Consider the following 15862-nt stretch of genomic DNA (forward strand, 5'->3'; position numbering starts at 1 on the left):
GCGAGGACCGGGGCGCGGCGGACGGCGGAGAGGGCGGCGGGGTGGGGACCAACGGCACCGTCCCGCGGGCGCCCGGCCACCGGGCGGTGGTGCTGGGGCAGGTGCCGGCGGCGACGGCGGTCGTGCTGCTGGCGCAGGCGGCCAGTGGTACCAGTGCCCGGCTGGTGCTGCTGCTGGTGTTCCTGCCCGCGCTGCTGGCGGGGCTGGGCACGGTCGCGCAGACGGTGGCCGTCTCGGTGTGGGTGGCGGGTGTGGTGGTGTTGTCGCGCACGAGTCGCGTGGATTCCCTGTGGTGCCATTCCCTGCGCCGGTCGGCCACCCGGGCGTGCTGGCGCGCGACCTTCTTCCGGGCCTTCGCCCGGTTGTTGCTGCCCTTCGCACAGCGGCTCAGAGCCTTCTGCAGTCGCTTCAGTTTCCGCTCCGCCCGGCGCAGGAACTTCGGCGCGTCGATCTTCTTCCCGTCCGAGAGGACCGCGAAGTGGGTGAGTCCGAGATCGATCCCGGTCGGTGTCCAGCTCGGGCAGGATGCCCGGGGCCGTGTCGACAACGAACGACGCCCAGTACCGGTCCGCGGCGTCCTTGGTCACCGTGACCGAGGTCGGGACGGCCGGCAGCCGGTGTCGTGCCTGCGGGCGGTCAGGGCATGCGGGCGGTCAGGGCATGCGGGCGGTCAGGGCGTCCGGGGGCACCAGGGGGGCGGGGTAGTCGAGGGGTTCGTCCAGGGTCCAGGGGCGGTGGACGGTACGGCCGGGGAGGTGGGCGAGTTCGGGCAGCCAGCGGCGCACGTAGGCGCCGTCGGGGTCGTAGCGCTCGGCCTGGCGCAGGGGGTTGAGGACCCGGTTGGGGCGGGTGTCGTTGCCGGTGCCGGCGATCCACTGCCAGTTGAGCTGGTTGTTGGCGAGGTCGCCGTCGACGAGGAGGTGGAGGAAGTGGGCGGCGCCGGGGCGCCAGTCGTGGCGCAGGGTCTTGGTGAGGAAGGAGGCGGTGAGCAGGCGGGCGCGGTTGTGCATCCAGCCTTCGTGGGCGAGCTGGCGCATGCCCGCGTCGACGATCGGGTAGCCGGTGCGGCCCTCGCGCCAGGCCCGCAGTTCCTCCTCGTCGTGGTGCCACCGGGTGCCGCGGGGGCGGTAGTCGGCGTGGGCGGCGTCGGGGCGGGCCGCCAGGACCTGGTGGTGGAAGTCGCGCCAGGCGAGCTGGCGGACCAGGGCGTCGGCGCCGGGTCCGCCGTGTTCGGCGGCGCGGTGGGCGAGTTCGGCGGCGGACAGGCAGCCGAAGTGCAGGTAGGGCGAGAGGCGGGAGGTGGCGTCGGCGGCGAGGTCGTCGTGCAGGCGGTCGTAGTCGCCCGGGTTCCAGGCGCGCAGCCGGCGGCGGGCGGCGCGTTCGCCGCCGGGCGGCAGGCCCGGGGAGGTGCCGGCGGGGGCGGCGGGCAGCGGGTCGCCGTGCGGGCCGTCGGGGGTGGCGAGGGTGCGCGGGGCGGGCAGCAGGGGGCGGCGTGGGGCCTGCTGCCAGGCGCGCAGGTACGGGGTGAAGACCGCGTAGTGGTCGCGTCCGGCCGGGGTGAGGGCGCCGGCGGGGACGACGGTGAGCCCGTCGTGCAGGTGCAGCCTGTCGCCCAGCGCGCGGCGCAGCGCGGCTTCGCGGCGGGTGGCGAAGGCGGAGACGCCGGCGGCGGTGTGGACGGCGCCGGCGCCGCATTCGGCGGCGACGCGGGCAGCCTGTTCGGCGGGGTCGCCGTGGCGCAGGACCAGCCGGGAGCCGGCCGCGCGCAGGGCCCGGTCGAGGTCGGCGAGGCTGTCGGCGAGGAAGGCCCGCCGGTTGGGCGCGGCGAAGCCGGCCCGCTCGACGGCGGGGTCGAGGACGAACAGTGGCAGGACCTGGTCGGCGCCGGTGCGGGCGGCGTGCAGGGCGGGGTTGTCGTGCAGGCGCAGGTCCTGGGTGAACAGGACGACGGCGGTGCTCATCGGGGCCGTGGGCATGGGTCGACTATGGCGGGGGCCGCCGTCCGGCGCCCGGGACACGCCGTGCCCGCGGGGGTGCGACGTCAACCCCCCGGCTGCGGGGCCCACCTGCGGCGTTCTAGGGTGCTGGCATGATCCCCACACCGATATCCGACCGCACGCCGGTGTCCGGCGCCACGCCGGTGTCCGCCTCCGTCCCGGTCTCCGTCCCCGACCCGACGGCCGACCCGGTGACCGACCCCCGCCAGGCGCTGCGGGTGCTGATGGAGGGCAACGCCCGGTTCGTCGCGGGCAGCCCCCAGCACCCCAACCAGGACGCCGGGCGCCGGGCCGCGCTCGCCCCGGCGCAGCGGCCCTTCGCGGTGCTGTTCGGCTGTTCGGACTCCCGGCTGGCCGCCGAGATCATCTTCGACCAGGGCCTGGGCGACCTGTTCGTGGTGCGCACCGCCGGGCACGTCACCGGGGCGGAGGCGCTGGGCAGCATCGAGTACGGGGTGAGCGTGCTGGAGTGCCCGCTGGTGGTGGTGCTGGGGCACGACTCCTGCGGTGCGGTGGCGGCGGCGCTGGACTCCCTGGAGCAGGGGCAGCTGCCGGGCGGCTTCGTGCGTGACGTGGTGGAGCGGGTGACCCCGAGCGTGCTGTCCGCCAAGGCGGCGGGCATCGAGGACCGGGACGCGATCGTGGACGAGCACATCCGCCAGACCGTGGACCTGCTGGTGGAGCGTTCCCAGGCGCTCGCCGCCAGGGTCGCCGAGGGCACGGTGGCCGTGGTGGGCCTGTCCTACCGGCTGCGGGACGGCCAGGCCCGTCAGGTCGCCGCCCGGGGGCCGGTGGACTGACGGCCCGGGGCGGCGGCCCGGGGGCGGGGCGGCGGGAACTGGATGTCCGATCGCCGCCAGCGCCCCCGTCCGGGCGAGGGCAGAGTCGGTGGCCGACAGCGGTTCCCTCTCTCCCTCTTCCAAGGACGGCAATCCCGTGCACAAGGTCACCGACCTCAAGGTCCTGTACTTCGGCACCCCGGTGGTGCTGATCGGCTCGCGCAACGAGGACGGCAGTGCCAACCTCGCGCCGATGTCCTCGGCGTGGTGGCTGGGGCAGTCCTGCGTGCTGGGCCTGGGCAACAGTTCCCAGACCTCCGTCAACCTGCGGCGCGAGGGCGAGTGCGTGCTCAACCTGCCCTCCTCGGCGCAGGTGGACGCCGTGGACGCCCTCGCGCTGCTGACGGCGAACCCGCACATCAGCGAGATGCGGCGGGAGCAGGGCTACCGCCACGAGCGGGGCAAGTTCGCGGCGGCCGGGATGACCGAGCTGGCGGGCGAGCTGGTCCGGGCGCCGCGCGCCGCCGAGTGCCCGGTGCAGCTGGAGTGCCGGCTGGAGGCGGCGACGCCGCTGGCGGGCAACGACCGGTGCACCGCCTTCGAGGTGACGGTCGTGCGCGCCCACGTCGAGGAGAGCCTGATCGTGCCCGGCAGCGACCACTACGTCGACCCGCTCGGCTGGGACCCGCTGATCATGAAGTTCTGCGAGTTCTTCGGCGACGGCAAGCGGCTGTCCCCCTCCCGCCTCGCCGAGGGCTGGCGGATGCCCGGACGCCTGCCCGCCGCCGCCACCGTGTGACCGCCGCCCGCCGCAGCCGCGGGTCACGGTTCGATGGTCGCCCCGCAGGAGTCGCACACCCGCGTCGCCGGCAGTTCCAGGAAGCAGGTCGGGCAGATCGCCGGAGGGCGCGGCACGGCCGCGGCGGCGGCCGGCTTGACGCCCGCTTTGGCGCCCGGCTTGACGGCCGGCTTGGCCGCCTTGCGCTCCACCGACGCCTGCAGGCGCGGGGCGAGGGCGGGCGTGCCGCCGTCGGCGGGCAGGTCGGCGCCGAAGTGCCGGTAGCAGGCCAGGCGGGCGGCGGCAGCGTGCTGCTCGCGGTCCATCTCCGCGGTCACCGGCGGCTGCCCGGCCACCGCCAGCACCTCCTGGTAGCCGGCGCCGACCTTGCCGTCCGCCGCGTTCACCACCAGTGCCGTCAGCGGCGGGTCCCCGCGCCGGTGCGCCTCCAGGATCACCAGGGACAGCACCTTGCCGATCCAGTGCCGCTGCTGGACCCGGGTGCGCACCCCGGAGGCCTCCTGGACCGCCTCGGCCAGGTCCGCGTAGGTGATCACCGCGTGGTAGTGGCGCGCCACCTCCACCAGGGCCGGGTAGGCCGCCCGGGTCCACACGATGTGCGCCTGGGTGGCGCCGACCGCCGAATCGTCCGACACCCGCCAGTAGCCGCGCTGCTGCTCCGTCATCCGCCCGCCCCTGTTCGTCGTCTGTGCACGGCCCAGCAGGCCCTCGCCGTGTGCGAGGCTACCGGGCTGCGGAGCGCCGCGGGCTGGCGGGGGCGGGCCGTCGCGGGGCGGGGCCGGGGCCCAGGACTTGACTTCAAGTGCTGTTGAAGTTGTCGAATGGCACCCGACCGCAGCCGTACGGGCATCCGCGGTCGATGCCCCGCCCGTACGGAAACCGTACCCGGGGCCGGGGCCGCCTTCATCCGATCGCGCCGTCGGCGGCCCCGGCCCCCGGGTCCACCGTTGCGCTAGTTCCCTTCCAGGGCCGCCACCAGCTGGGGCAGGTTGCCGCCGGCGACGGCGAGGGCCAGGTGGTCGTGGTAGTCCCGGCTGTGGACGATCAGGCCGTCGCGGACCCGCAGCACCAGGACGTTGGCGACCTCGAAGTCCCGCCCGGTGTCCCGGTGGTGCGCCTGGTAGTCGAACTGCGCGACGACCACCTCCGGATCCTCGGTCTCCCGGACCACCACGTTCTTCGCCCGCAGGTCCAGCGTCAGGTGCGCGCCGACCTGCGCGAACCGCTCGGCGATGACGGCCCGCCCCGCGAAGACGCGCGGCTCGACCGGCGCGAACACGGTCTCCACCACCGCGTCCTCGGCGTAGAGCCGGGCCAGCTCCGAGAACCTCCCCCCGGTGATGCCTGCCAGCAGTTCGAGGAAGACCTCGCGCGGAGACGGTGTTTCGGACATGATCAACCCCCAGGATCGCGCCGCTGGAATCGGACCAGCGACTCCGCTTTGAACGATACGGACTGACCACTCCGGTTGTCCATGGGTACATCCGCGATCGCCGCGGAGAGGAGGGAGACGAGCGGGATGAGCGGCGCCCCGGAACGGCCCCTGCGCGCGGACGCGGCCCGCAACCGGGCCAGGCTCCTCGACGCCGCCACCGAGGTGTTCACCACCCGCGGCGTCGGCGTGCCCACCGAGGAGATCGCCCGCGCCGCCGGCGTCGGCATCGGCACCCTCTTCCGCCACTTCCCCACCAAGGAAGCGCTGCTGGAAGCCGTCATGGTCCGCCGGCTGCAGACGATCACCGACCGCACCGCCCGGCTCGCCGCCGAGACCGAACCCGCCGAGGCCTTCTTCGCCTGCTTCCGCCTGGTCGTCGAACAGTCCGCCGGCAAACAGGAGTTCACCCGAGCCCTCACCGAAGCCGGCATCGACGTGCACGCCTGCCTGCGGGAGTCCAGCGAGCTGATGCGCGCCCAGCTGTCCGAACTCCTGGACGGCGCGCAGCGGGTGGGGGCCGTGCGCCCCGAGGTGGGCCTGCCGGAGCTGATCGCGCTGCTCGTCGGCGTCGGTACGGCGGCGGAGCAGCTCGCGGCCGATCCGGCGGCCCGCGAACGGGTCTTCGACGTGGTCTTCGCCGGGCTGCGGACGCACTGACCCGGCGCGGCCCGACCGCGAGCTGCCGGTCTCCTACTTCCGGGGTCCGTCACGCATCGCGAGGAGGGAGGCCCCGGGTTCCGGGTGGATCACCCGCCCGTGATCGGGCCGAGGTAGGTGCCGCCGGAGACGTCGATGACCTGGCCGGTCACCCAGCGCCCCTGGGGGCCCGCCAGGAAGCCCACCACGTCCGCGACGTCCTCCGGCCGGCCGATCCGCCCGAGCGCGGTGATCGACTCGAGTCCGGCCACCGCCTCGGGAGCGACGGTCCACCCGACGGTCATGTCGGTCAGCACCACCCCGGGTTCGACCGTGTTCACCGTGATCCCGCGCCGGCCCAGTTCGTTGGCGAGCGAGGGGCCGAGGGCGGCCAGCGCCGCCTTGGTGACGGTGTAGCCGATCTGGAAGGGATTGGCGATCCGGGTGGCCGCCGAGCCCACGTTGACGATCCGTCCGCCGTCCCGCAGCAGCGGCAGCGCCCGCTGGACCACGAAGACGGGCGCGCTCACGTTGACCGCCAGGAGCCGTTCCCACTTCTCCTCGGTGAGCTGCCCGATCGAAGCGGCCGCGTGGATGCCCGCGTTGTTGACCAGGATGTCCAGACCGTCCGCGCCGTGGTCCGCCAGCCCGGCGGTGAGCCCCTCGAACAGCGAGTCCACCGCGCCGCTCTCGCCGAACCTGGCCGGTACCGCGAACGCCCGGCCCCCGGCCTCGCCGATCAGCGCCACGGTCTGCGCGGCGGCCGCTTCGTTGCCGCCGTAGTGGACCGCGACCAGCGCCCCCTCGGCCGCGAGCCGCACGGCGACCGCGCGCCCGATCCCGCGCGAGCCGCCTGTCACCAGAGCGGTCCTGCCGTCCAGTTCCCCCACGATCGTCTCTCCCTTCGTGCCGCCCCGGCCGAGTCCGGGACCGATCTCCAGTACAACCCGAAGTTCCGCGCCGTCAAAGGGCGGAACGCGTCCGGGATCAGTCTCGGTACTGCCGCAGGGCCGGCCACAGTGCGGGCCGCGGCCCGGGCGGGACCGGGGCGGCGAAAGGCCGGGGACGGCTCAGGGACGGCTCAGGGACGGGTCTGCTCGGCGAGGGTGTGGGCGACGAGGGCGTTGGCGTGGCCGTGGCCCAGGCCGTGGTCGGTCTTGAGCCAGGCGACGAGTTCCATGTGCTTGGTGAGGGGGGAGGTGCGGATGAGGTCCTTCCACTCCTCGATGGGGCGGCCGTGCTTCTTCTCGATGGAGGGGAAGTAGGAGGCGGGGTTGCCCTTCGCGGCGGCCGGCTCGGCGGCCGGCTTGGCGGCGGCGGTCTTCACGGGGGTGGCGGTCATGAGCGTGGTTCCTCTCGGTCGGGCAACGAAGTCGGGCAACGAAAAAGCGGTGCGGTCACGGGTTATGACCGTGACCGCACCGCGAACTCATCGGCCGGCGGAAGTGATCAGCGTCACACCGCCGCCGGGGCCCGCCGTCTGCCGCGTCCGGCCCGGCGCCCGGCGGGCGGGGTGGGGTCGGTGTTCCACGCGGCGACGGGGTTGCCGAGCCAGCGGGTGGCGCCGGGGACGTTCTCGCCGCGCATGACGAGGGAGGCGGGCCCGACGGTGGTGTTGGCGCCGAGGGAGGAGTTGAGCAGGACGATGGTGTGCGGGCCGGTGGTGGAGCCGGCGCCGAGGTGGACGGGGCCCAGGCGCATGACGCGGTCGTGGAAGAGGTGGGTCTGCAGGACGGTGCCGCGGTTGACGCTGGCGCCGGCGTCGACGGTGACGAGGTCGCTTTCGGGCAGCCAGTGGGTCTCGCACCACACGCCGCGTCCGATGCGGGCGCCGAGGCTGCGCAGCCACACGTTCAGGTAGGGGGTGCCGGTGATGGTGGAGCCGCCGAAGGGCATGGCGAGTTCCTCGACGAAGGTGTCGTAGAGCTCGTTGCGCCACACGAACGAGGACCACAGGGGGTGTTCGGCGACGCGGAAGCGTCCGACGAGCAGCCATTTGGCGGCGGTGGTGACGGCGCAGGCGATGACGGCGGCGCCGGTCAGGACGAGTCCGGCGCCGGCGAGGGCGGTGCCCAGCCCGTAGGCGTCGCGCAGTTCCTGCAGGACGGCGAGGACGAGGTCGCCGAGCAGGGCGGCGAGGACGACGGGCAGCAGGCGGCAGACTTCGACGCCGGCGCGGGCCCACATCAGGCGCCGGGGCGGGTCGTAGGTGCGGCCTTCGGTGCCGGTGTCGGCGACGCGGGGCAGGGCGAAGGCGGGGCGGCCGAGCCAGGAGGTGCCTTCGGGGGCGTGGGCGGGGGTGTCGGACAGGACGCCGACGAGGGAGTTGTCGGGCAGGTGGCGGTCGGGGCCGACGATGCCGGAGTTGCCGACGAAGGAGCGGCGTCCGACGCGGGAGGGGCCGAGGTGGAGCCAGCCGCCGCGCAGTTCGTAGGGGGCGATGAGGGTGTCGTCGGCGAGGAAGGCGCCGTCGTCGACGCGCATCAGGCCGGGCAGGGCGAGCACGGTGGAGGCTTCGACGCGGCGCCCGACGCGGGCGCCGAGCAGACGCAGCCACACGGGGGTGAAGAGGCTGGCGTAGAAGGGGAAGAGGGTGCGGCGGGCGGTGTCGCTGAGGCGGGTGACGGCCCAGGCGCAGAAGGCGACGCGGCCGCCGGCGGGGTGGAAGCCGGGGCGTAGCGGCAGGGACAGGACCCGGACGAGCAGCGCCATGAGGGCGGCGTGGCACAGGAGGGTGAGGGCGGCGAGGGGGACGGTGGCGGGCAGGAGTTGGACGAGGGCGGCGGTCAGGGTGTGGTCGGTGTCGATCATCGGGTAGACGATGAGCAGCGCGGGCAGCGCGGAGATGATCGGGACGAGGCCGAGGATGGCGAAGCCGGCGCCGTAGGCGAGGTTCCAGGGGTTCCAGGCGCGGCGGGCCGGGGTTGCGGCGGGGGGCCAGTCGGCGAGGGGTTCGGTGGTGGGGCGGGCCGGGGAGCCGTGCCAGTGTTCGCCGGGCGGGACGGTGCCGGTGACGCAGGAGCCGGGGGCGATCTCGGCGCGGGCGCCGACGCGGGCGCCGGGCATGAGGGTGGCACGGTGGCCGACGCGGGCGCCTTCGCCGACGTCGATGCGGCCGAGGTGGAGGGTGTCGCCGTCGAGCCACCAGCCGGCGAGGTCGGCTTCGGGTTCGAGGGAGCTGTGGGCGCCGAGGCGGGCGAGGCCGGTGACGGGGGGCAGGGTGTGCAGGCGTACGCCGCGGCCGACGCGGCAGCCGAGGGCGCGGGCGTAGCGCGCGGCCCAGGGGGTGCCGGCGAGGGCGGCGGTGGCGAACATGGCGGTGTAGCGTTCGGCGGCCCACAGCCGCAGGTGGACGTGGCCGCCGCGGGGGTGGCTGCCGGGGCGGATGCCGGCGGTGAGGGCGCGGGCGCCGGTGGCGGCGAGCAGGGTGCGGCCGGGGGCGCTGTAGAGGAGGGCGAGGCCGGCGGCGACGGGCCACCAGGAGCTGTGCGGGGCCCAGGCGAGGTGCTTGCCGGTGAGGTTGTCGAGGGCGATCAGGACGAGGATCCAGCGCAGTCCGGCGAGGGTGAACATGGCGAGGAGCACAAGGGTCTGCCACAGGGCGGCGCTGCGGGGGGTGCGGCGTACGGTGCGCCGGTTGTCCGCGGCGGCGGGGGTGGCGTTCTCGGGTGCTGCCGTGAGGGAGTCCAGGTAGGCGGCGAGGTCGCCGAGGACGGGGTGGGCGTACAGGTCGGCGACGGAGACGCCGCCGTGGCGGGTGCGCAGGTCGGAGACGAGGCGGGCGGCGGTGAGGCTGGAGCCGCCGAGGGCGAAGAAGTCGTCGGCGCGGCCGGGGGCGGTGCCGAGCAGGCGTTCCCAGTGTCCGGCGAGCCAGCCGGCGGTGCCGTCGAGGGTCTCGGCGGGGCGGTCGGCGGTGCCGGTGGTGGTGGCGAGGGGCCAGGGCAGGGCGCCTCGGTCGACCTTGCCGGAGGTGCGGGTGGGCAGGGAGTCGACGAGTGCGAGGACGGGCACCAGCGGGGCGGGCAGGCGTTCGAGGAGCTGGCGGCGGGCGGCGGCGAGGTCGGGGGCGGCGGCGGGCTGGGCGACGAGGTAGCCGACGAGCAGGTCGGCGCCGGCCGGGGTCTTGCGGACGGCGGCGGCCGCGGCCCTGATGCCCGGCAGGGCTTGCAGGGCGGCGTCGATCTCGCCGAGTTCGATGCGGCGGCCGCCGAGTTTGACCTGGTCGTCGGCGCGGCCGAGGAAGACCAGGCCTTCGGGGTCGTTGCGGACCAGGTCGCCGCTGCGGTAGACGCGGGGTGAGGCGAGGGCGGGGTGGGCGCTGAACTTCTCGGCGTCCTTGGCGGGGTCGAGGTAGCGGGCGGTGCCGACGCCGGTGATGAGCAGTTCGCCGGTCCCGTACCAGGGCACGGGGTGGCCGGCCCGGTCGACGACGGCGATCTCCCAGCCGTCCAGGGGCGCGCCGATGCGTACGGGCTCGCCGGGCAGCATGCGGGCGGCGGTGGCGACGACGGTGGTCTCGGTGGGGCCGTAGGTGTTCCAGAACTCGCGGCCGTCGGTGGCGAGGCGCTCGACGAGTTCGGCGGGGCAGGCCTCGCCGCCGACGATGATCAGGCGCACGCCGTCCAGGCACTCCTGCGGCCACAGGGCGAGCAGGGTGGGGACGGTGGAGATCGCGGTGATGCGGCGCTCCACGAGCCAGGGGCCGAGGTCGGTGCCGGCCTTGACCAGGGAGCGGGGGGCGGGGACCAGGCAGGCGCCGTGGCGCCAGGCCAGCCACATCTCCTCGCAGGAGGCGTCGAAAGCCACCGAGAGGCCGGCGAGGACTCGGTCGCCGGGGCCCAGGGGCCGGGCCTGCAGGAAGAGGCGGGCCTCGGCGTCGGCGAAGGCGGCGGCACTGCGGTGGGTGACGGCCACGCCCTTGGGGCGGCCGGTGGTGCCGGAGGTGAAGATGATCCAGGCGTCGTCGGCCGGCGTGGGCCAGGCGGGGCGCCCGCCGGGCCGGGCGGCGGGCCCGGCGTACAGGCGGGCGCCGGCGCCGATGACGGCGCAGACGGCGGCGTCCTGCCAGATCATCTCGGCGCGTTCGTCGGGATCGTCGGCGTCCACCGGCACGTAGGCGGCGCCGCAGCGCAGCACGGCGAGGATGGCGACGTACAGGTCGGCGGTGCCGGAGGGGATGCGCACGCCGACCCGGTCGCCCTGGCCGATGCCGTGGCCGGCCAGCTGCCCGGCGAGGGCGTCGACCTCGTGCAGCAGGGCGCGGTAGCCGAGGACGGTGTCGCCGGTGTCGAGCGCGGGCGCCTCGGGGTGGGCGTCGGCGGTGGCGGCGATGACGTCGAGCAGGCTGCGGGGGTGGGCGGGCTGGGCCACCGGCCAGCCGGACGCGGGGCCCGGGTGCGGGCGGTGCAGCGTGCCGGGGCCGGCCGGGTCGTGGCGTGCGTCCATGGGGGTTTGTTTCCTCGGCTCCGTGGTTCTGAGGGCGCGTTCGGGCTGTTGGGGCTGTGTCGGGGGTGACGGGAGGTGACACTGAGGTCACCGGCGGGCGCGCCCACTCACCATGACTCGGCCGGGAGTCCGCTGGATGCAGTGATGGTGCGGTCAAAGGAAATTCTCATCATCGATGCCGCACGGGGCCGGCAGCGCATGAATCGAATGTCGTTCGGTGCTTTTCGGGCGTTTTCGCTGGTGAAGGGTAGCCGCCGGACGGTGGCGGCGGCGCAACGGGAGAGGACGGAGTGACGAACACCATGGCGTTCGGCACCGTACCGGTAGCGAGCTACCGAATCGGGGGGATTTGGTCGGATCATCAGCCTTTTCACCCGATTCACACGTCCTGCGGAAGGCTTCCACCGCCGTCACAGCGGGCCCGTCCGGTGAGCGAGCCGTGAGCGGGGCCGCCAACGGGGCCGAAAGCGGGCGCGGGGCCGGGCAGGCTCCCGGCCTGAACGGCACAGGCCTCGTCTGGTACGTGGCCTACGGCTCGAACCTGCACGCCGCCCGCCTCACCTGCTACCTGCGCGGAGGCCGCCCGAACGGCGGAGCGCGCACCTACCCCGGCTGCCGCGACCACAGCCCCGCACGCCGGTCGGTCGCGACCGCACTGGCGGGCACGCTGTACTTCGCCGGGCGGTCACCGACCTGGGGCGGCGGATCGGCCTTCTACGACCCCTCGGTACGCGGCGAAGTCCCGTGCCGGGCATACCTGTTGACGGCCGGGCAGTTCAGCGACATCGCCGCCCAGGAGATGCGCCGCTCCCCCGGCCCCGACCTCGACCTCGACCGGGTACTCGCCCACGGACGCGCCGAACTGGGCCCGGGCCGGTACGAGACCCTGCTGCACGTCGGCCAACTCGACGGGCACCCGCTGCTCACCTTCACCGCCCCCTGGGGCGTGGCCGGCGCCGAACTGGCCGCCCCCGCCGCCGCCTACCTGCGCACCCTCGGCGCGGGGCTGGCCGAGTCCCACACCTGGGGCCCCTGGCGCACCGCCGGCTACCTCGCCACCCGCCCAGGCGCGCAGGGGCACTGGACACCGGGGGCGGTGGCGGCACTGCTGGGGTGACGGGAACCCGGGTGTCAGGCCCGGGCCTCGGGCGTGACTCTCCGGCGTGGCTTCAGGTGTGGCTCTCAGGCGTGGCTCTCAGGCGTGGGGCACCCAGAAGGCGACCAACCGGGCGACACCATGCTCGACGCTCTTCCAGTCGCCCTGGAACGTCAGCACCGCGGCGGCGGCCGTCGGAAAGCCGGAGCGGTTCATCCGGGCCGGCAGGTCGCCGTCGGCCTCGCCCGCCAGGGCATCGGCCAGCGCGTGGACGCCGGGGTTGTGGCCGACGACGACCAGGTCCTGGACCTCGTCGGAGACCTCGTTGAGGATCGCGATCATCTCCCCGAGGCTCGCCTCGTAAAGGCGGTCCTCGAAGACGCTCCTCGGCCTGACCGGCAGTTCGGCGGAGGCGAGCTTCCAGGTCTCCCGGGTCCGCGTGGCGGTCGAGACGAGCGCGAGGTCGGGGGTGACACCGGTGCCGGCGAGCCAGCGGCCCAGCACCGGCGCGTCCTTGCGGCCCCGCTCGGCGAGGGGACGCTCGTGGTCGTCCGTATCGGACCACTCGGCCTTGGCGTGACGGACCAGGACGATGCGGCGCGGCATTTCCTCGGACATGGGTTCCTCCCTCTCCCCCGCACGGGCCCTCCCGTACGGACGCGACAGCCAAGATCGTGGCAGCCCGACCGCGCAACCACCCCGTGCCGACCGCCCGTTGGCCGGGACACACCGGCAGGGTTCACCCGTGCGGGTGACGGAGCGCCGGATCCCGGCCAAACCGGTCCGGCCGTACGCCCCGTCCGGGTCAGAGGTGGTGGTGCATGCCGGCCTCGTAGCCGCCGCCGGGCTGACGGAGCATCACGTTGGCGCGGTTGAAGGCGTTGATCACCGCGATCACGCACACCAGCGCGGCGAGCTGCTCCTCGTCGTAGTGCTTGGCGGCGTTCTCCCACACCTCGTCGCCGACCCCGCCCGCCGCGTCGGCGAGCCGGGTGCCCTCCTCCGCCAGCTCCAGGGCGGCCCGCTCGGCGTCGGTGAACACGGTGGCCTCGCGCCAGGCGACGACCAGGTTGAGGCGCGCCGGGTCCTCCCCGGCGTGGACGGCCTCCTTGACGTGCATGTCGATGCAGGCGCCGCAGCCGTTGATCTGGCTGGCGCGCAGCCGCACCAGCTCCTGGGTGGTGTACGGCAGGACCGAGTCGGTGATGAGCCGGCTCGCGGCGATGAGGTGCTTGAGGACCTTGCCCATGACCGGGCTGGCGAAGGGGTTCAGGCGGGCTTCCATGGTGTGCTCCTCGGGGCGATGCGATGCGGTCGGTGCTGTGCCGTCGATGCGGTGCGGGCGCGTCAGAGGCGGTGGTGCATGCCGGGCTGGTAGCCGCCGGCGGGCTGGCGGGTCATGACGTTGCCGCGGTTGAAGGCGTTGATCACCGCGATGAGGCTGACCAGCGCGGCGAGCTGCTCCTCGTCGTAGTGCTTGGCGGCGTTCTCCCACACCTCGTCGCCGCCCCCGCCCGCCGCGTCGGCGAGCCGGGTGCCCTCCTCCGCCAGCTCCAGGGCGGCCCGCTCGGCGTCGGTGAACACGGTGGCCTCGCGCCACGCCGCCACCAGGTTCAGCCGGGTCGCCTCCTCCCCGGCGTGGACGGCGTCCTTGAAGTGCATGTCGACGCAGTAGCCGCAGCCGTTGATCTGGCTGGCGCGCAGCTTCACCAGCTCCTGGGTGGCGACCGGCAGGGTGGACTCCAGCAGTGCCTGGTTCGCGGCGACGAGATGCTTGAAGACCTTGCCCATGACCGGGCTGGCGAAGGGGTTCAGGCGGGCTTCCATGGTGTGGCTCCTCGGTACGTTGTCCGCTGGTGCCCTTTGAGACAGGGCACCCGGGCGGCCTGTGACACGGCCCGGATGTGACGTGCGCCACCCCGGTGCGGGGCGGTGCCGGGGAGGGAGGGGTTCCATGGCGGAATCGGCGGGTTCGGCAGGCTCGGCAGGATCGGTGGGTTCGGCGGGCGTGGCGGAGGCGGCCGGATACCGGCCGCTGCTGTTCTCCATCGCCTACGGGATGACGGGCTCGGTCGGCGACGCCGAGGACCTCGTCCAGGACACCTTCCTCGGCCTGACCCGCGCCGACCGGGCGGGCACCGCGGTCGCCGACCCGAAGGCGTACCTGGCCACGACGGTCACCCGCCTGGGCATCAACCACCTGAAGTCTGCCCGGGTGCGGCGCGAGACCTACGTCGGCGAGTGGCTGCCCGAGCCGGTGGTCGCCTTCGCGGAGCGCCCCGGCGGCCCGGCCGAGCACGCCGAGCTGGCCGACACCCTGTCAATGGCCTTCCTGCTGATGCTGGAGGCCCTCTCCCCCGTCGAGCGGGCGGTGTTCCTGCTGCGCGAGGCCTTCGGGTACGGCTACCCGGAGGTCGCGGAGATGACCGGCAAGTCCGAGGCGAACTGCCGTCAGATCTTCGCCCGGGCCCGCAGGCACCTGGCACCGGGCGCCGACACCCGGCCCGCCCCGGTGCCCGCCCCGGAACGGCGCGCGGAGGGCGACGAACTCGCCCGCCGCTTCTTCCAGGTCGCCGAGGGCGGCGACCTGGAGGCGCTGCTGGACCTGCTCGCACCCGACGTCGTCTTCCACGGTGACGGCGGCGGCAAGGCCCGGGCGGTCGGCAAGTCGGTCAGCGGCCTGGAGCGCGTCGCCCGCCTGCTGATGTTCGGCTTCGACCGCAACCGCCAACGCGGCGTCTCCGTGCGGCCCGCGTGGGTCAACGGCCGCCCCGGCGCGGTCATGTTCGACGCCGAGGAGCGCATCACCAGCGTCATCGAGCTCGACATCGCCGACGGCGCGATCCGGGCGCTGCACTCGGTGTCCAACCCCGACAAGCTCGTCCACCTCGGGCCGGTGTCGGACCTCGGCCTGCTGTCGAAGCAGTAGCCGGGCCCGGGAGCAGGAAGTCGGACCGGCCGACTTCCTGCTCCCACTGCTCTCTTGCTTTCTTGCTCTCTCCGGTCGGCGTCGGGGCCGATCCCCGGGAAGGATCCCCCCAAAGAACCATCGTTTTCCTTATCGGAAACGGCAGTTGGCGCCTCTTGCGACCTCCCGGGAGCCGCCGCCGCAGGACCGTCCCCCCATCGCCCCTGAGGTGAAGCCGAGCACGCGCTGTGCGCGGGCGGTTGATGGCCGGCTGACGGCCCGGCGGCTTCCCGCGGGTTCAGGCAAGGGCGGCGACCAGGAGGGTGAAGGCGGCGATGAGGACGGCGACGCGGGCGTAGTGGAAGCGGTCCCAGCGGTTCATCTGCTCCTTCCAGTCGGCGGGCCGGTTCTCGGGGGTCCACGTCTTGCCCCGGTTGTTGATCGGGACGAGCAGCAGGATCGACATGATCACGCTGAGGACCAGCAGGGCGCCGGCGGTGACGACGAGGCCGGTGCCGTGGTGGTGCCATCCGGCGACGGCCCAGACCGCGACGAGGACGAGCGAGGTGATGTACCAGACCGGCATCACGGCGCCGAGCATCCGGCCCCCGTGGGCGCGGCCGAGTTGGCCGCTGTCCTCCGGGAGGGCGTTGAGGATCCGGTTGATGACGAAGGCGACGGAGAACTCCACCCCCACCATCACGCCGACGCCCACGGTGGTGAAGACCTCGAGTGCGTTGAGCATGATGACCCTCCTGCGATCTAGC

Annotated in this window: 15 protein-coding genes and 1 pseudogene; 5 read left to right on the forward strand and 11 right to left on the reverse strand. The window is 74.2% G+C overall.

All coding sequences use genetic code 11. The features are described 5' to 3' along the window. Positions 1–259: 259 nt before the first annotated feature. Together ACIBEC_RS28540 and ACIBEC_RS28545 are read right to left on the reverse strand one after the other, a co-directional pair. Positions 260–614: pseudogene (locus ACIBEC_RS28540) on the reverse strand (RNA-guided endonuclease InsQ/TnpB family protein); the annotation flags it as partial. A gap of 39 nt (positions 615–653) precedes the next feature. Next, entirely contained in the window at positions 654–1961 is a 1308-nt protein-coding gene (locus ACIBEC_RS28545) for a deoxyribodipyrimidine photo-lyase (protein ID WP_360497807.1), read from the reverse strand. A 260-nt stretch (positions 1962–2221) separates the two neighbouring features. On the opposite strand from ACIBEC_RS28545, the gene ACIBEC_RS28550 reads away from it, so the two are divergent. After that, positions 2222–2797 carry a carbonic anhydrase gene (locus ACIBEC_RS28550; protein WP_360497810.1) on the forward strand — a complete coding sequence of 192 codons (576 nt, stop codon included), beginning with the start codon at positions 2222–2224 and terminating at the stop codon, positions 2795–2797. Between the two features lie 136 nt (positions 2798–2933). Further along, a complete protein-coding gene (locus ACIBEC_RS28555) occupies positions 2934–3575 on the forward strand; it encodes a flavin reductase family protein (RefSeq protein ID WP_360497651.1) in 642 nt (213 codons plus the stop codon). 23 nt (positions 3576–3598) lie between these two features. Here ACIBEC_RS28555 and ACIBEC_RS28560 read toward each other — a convergent pair whose 3' ends face one another. Further along, positions 3599–4240 (reverse strand): hypothetical protein, encoded by a 642-nt coding sequence (locus ACIBEC_RS28560; RefSeq protein WP_360497654.1) that lies wholly within the window; start codon positions 4238–4240, stop codon positions 3599–3601. Positions 4241–4527: 287 nt separating this feature from the next. Next, positions 4528–4968, reverse strand: coding sequence for a nuclear transport factor 2 family protein (locus ACIBEC_RS28565; protein ID WP_360497656.1), 441 nt, complete (start codon positions 4966–4968; stop codon positions 4528–4530). Between the two features lie 126 nt (positions 4969–5094). Between ACIBEC_RS28565 and ACIBEC_RS28570 the strand changes: the two genes are divergently transcribed. Then, on the forward strand, positions 5095–5667 hold the full coding sequence (locus tag ACIBEC_RS28570; protein ID WP_360497659.1) for a helix-turn-helix domain-containing protein: 573 nt from the start codon (positions 5095–5097) through the stop codon (positions 5665–5667). Positions 5668–5756: 89 nt separating this feature from the next. Here the strand turns inward: ACIBEC_RS28570 and ACIBEC_RS28575 are convergent, their stop codons facing one another. From ACIBEC_RS28575 to ACIBEC_RS28585, 3 genes are all read right to left on the reverse strand, one after another. Next, the gene (locus ACIBEC_RS28575) at positions 5757–6536 is read right to left on the reverse strand and encodes an SDR family oxidoreductase (protein ID WP_360497662.1); all 780 of its coding nucleotides are present in this window, start codon (positions 6534–6536) and stop codon (positions 5757–5759) included. 191 nt (positions 6537–6727) lie between these two features. Further along, positions 6728–6988 carry a DUF4287 domain-containing protein gene (locus ACIBEC_RS28580; protein WP_360497665.1) on the reverse strand — a complete coding sequence of 87 codons (261 nt, stop codon included), beginning with the start codon at positions 6986–6988 and terminating at the stop codon, positions 6728–6730. A 113-nt stretch (positions 6989–7101) separates the two neighbouring features. Beyond that, the gene (locus tag ACIBEC_RS28585; RefSeq protein WP_360497668.1) at positions 7102–11091 is read right to left on the reverse strand and encodes a Pls/PosA family non-ribosomal peptide synthetase; all 3990 of its coding nucleotides are present in this window, start codon (positions 11089–11091) and stop codon (positions 7102–7104) included. A gap of 439 nt (positions 11092–11530) precedes the next feature. Between ACIBEC_RS28585 and ACIBEC_RS28590 the strand changes: the two genes are divergently transcribed. Then, on the forward strand, positions 11531–12208 hold the full coding sequence (locus tag ACIBEC_RS28590) for a histone deacetylase (protein ID WP_396289165.1): 678 nt from the start codon (positions 11531–11533) through the stop codon (positions 12206–12208). 78 nt (positions 12209–12286) lie between these two features. On the opposite strand, the gene ACIBEC_RS28595 is transcribed toward ACIBEC_RS28590, so the two are convergent. From ACIBEC_RS28595 to ACIBEC_RS28605, 3 genes are all read right to left on the reverse strand, one after another. Beyond that, positions 12287–12805, reverse strand: coding sequence for a histidine phosphatase family protein (locus tag ACIBEC_RS28595; RefSeq protein ID WP_360497671.1), 519 nt, complete (start codon positions 12803–12805; stop codon positions 12287–12289). A gap of 187 nt (positions 12806–12992) precedes the next feature. Beyond that, positions 12993–13472 carry a carboxymuconolactone decarboxylase family protein gene (locus ACIBEC_RS28600; protein ID WP_360497674.1) on the reverse strand — a complete coding sequence of 160 codons (480 nt, stop codon included), beginning with the start codon at positions 13470–13472 and terminating at the stop codon, positions 12993–12995. A 62-nt stretch (positions 13473–13534) separates the two neighbouring features. Further along, on the reverse strand, positions 13535–14014 hold the full coding sequence (locus ACIBEC_RS28605; protein ID WP_360497677.1) for a carboxymuconolactone decarboxylase family protein: 480 nt from the start codon (positions 14012–14014) through the stop codon (positions 13535–13537). Positions 14015–14141: 127 nt separating this feature from the next. Between ACIBEC_RS28605 and sigJ the strand changes: the two genes are divergently transcribed. After that, on the forward strand, positions 14142–15116 hold the full coding sequence (gene sigJ, locus ACIBEC_RS28610) for an RNA polymerase sigma factor SigJ (protein ID WP_360497680.1): 975 nt from the start codon (positions 14142–14144) through the stop codon (positions 15114–15116). Between the two features lie 277 nt (positions 15117–15393). On the opposite strand, the gene ACIBEC_RS28615 is transcribed toward sigJ, so the two are convergent. Then, positions 15394–15840: a DUF1772 domain-containing protein gene (locus ACIBEC_RS28615; protein ID WP_360497683.1), complete on the reverse strand. Its 447-nt coding sequence runs from the start codon at positions 15838–15840 to the stop codon at positions 15394–15396. Between the last annotated feature and the right edge of the window lie 22 nt (positions 15841–15862).

It is taken from the genome of Kitasatospora sp. NPDC051164 (assembly GCF_044455625.1).
Lineage (GTDB): Bacteria > Actinomycetota > Actinomycetes > Streptomycetales > Streptomycetaceae > Kitasatospora.

Excerpts from the sequence above, each read along its gene's own strand:
- ACIBEC_RS28605 (WP_360497677.1), bottom strand. The coding sequence starts at position 14,014 with ATGGAAGCCCGCCTGAACCCCTTCGCCAGCCCGGTCATGGGCAAGGTC.
- ACIBEC_RS28595 (WP_360497671.1), bottom strand. The coding sequence starts at position 12,805 with ATGTCCGAGGAAATGCCGCGCCGCATCGTCCTGGTCCGTCACGCCAAG.
- sigJ (WP_360497680.1), top strand. The coding sequence starts at position 14,142 with ATGGCGGAATCGGCGGGTTCGGCAGGCTCGGCAGGATCGGTGGGTTCG.
- ACIBEC_RS28560 (WP_360497654.1), bottom strand. The coding sequence starts at position 4,240 with ATGACGGAGCAGCAGCGCGGCTACTGGCGGGTGTCGGACGATTCGGCG.
- ACIBEC_RS28580 (WP_360497665.1), bottom strand. The coding sequence starts at position 6,988 with ATGACCGCCACCCCCGTGAAGACCGCCGCCGCCAAGCCGGCCGCCGAG.
- ACIBEC_RS28545 (WP_360497807.1), bottom strand. The coding sequence starts at position 1,961 with ATGAGCACCGCCGTCGTCCTGTTCACCCAGGACCTGCGCCTGCACGAC.
- ACIBEC_RS28585 (WP_360497668.1), bottom strand. The coding sequence starts at position 11,091 with ATGGACGCACGCCACGACCCGGCCGGCCCCGGCACGCTGCACCGCCCG.
- ACIBEC_RS28565 (WP_360497656.1), bottom strand. The coding sequence starts at position 4,968 with ATGTCCGAAACACCGTCTCCGCGCGAGGTCTTCCTCGAACTGCTGGCA.
- ACIBEC_RS28550 (WP_360497810.1), top strand. The coding sequence starts at position 2,222 with ATGGAGGGCAACGCCCGGTTCGTCGCGGGCAGCCCCCAGCACCCCAAC.
- ACIBEC_RS28600 (WP_360497674.1), bottom strand. The coding sequence starts at position 13,472 with ATGGAAGCCCGCCTGAACCCCTTCGCCAGCCCGGTCATGGGCAAGGTC.
- ACIBEC_RS28615 (WP_360497683.1), bottom strand. The coding sequence starts at position 15,840 with ATGCTCAACGCACTCGAGGTCTTCACCACCGTGGGCGTCGGCGTGATG.
- ACIBEC_RS28570 (WP_360497659.1), top strand. The coding sequence starts at position 5,095 with ATGAGCGGCGCCCCGGAACGGCCCCTGCGCGCGGACGCGGCCCGCAAC.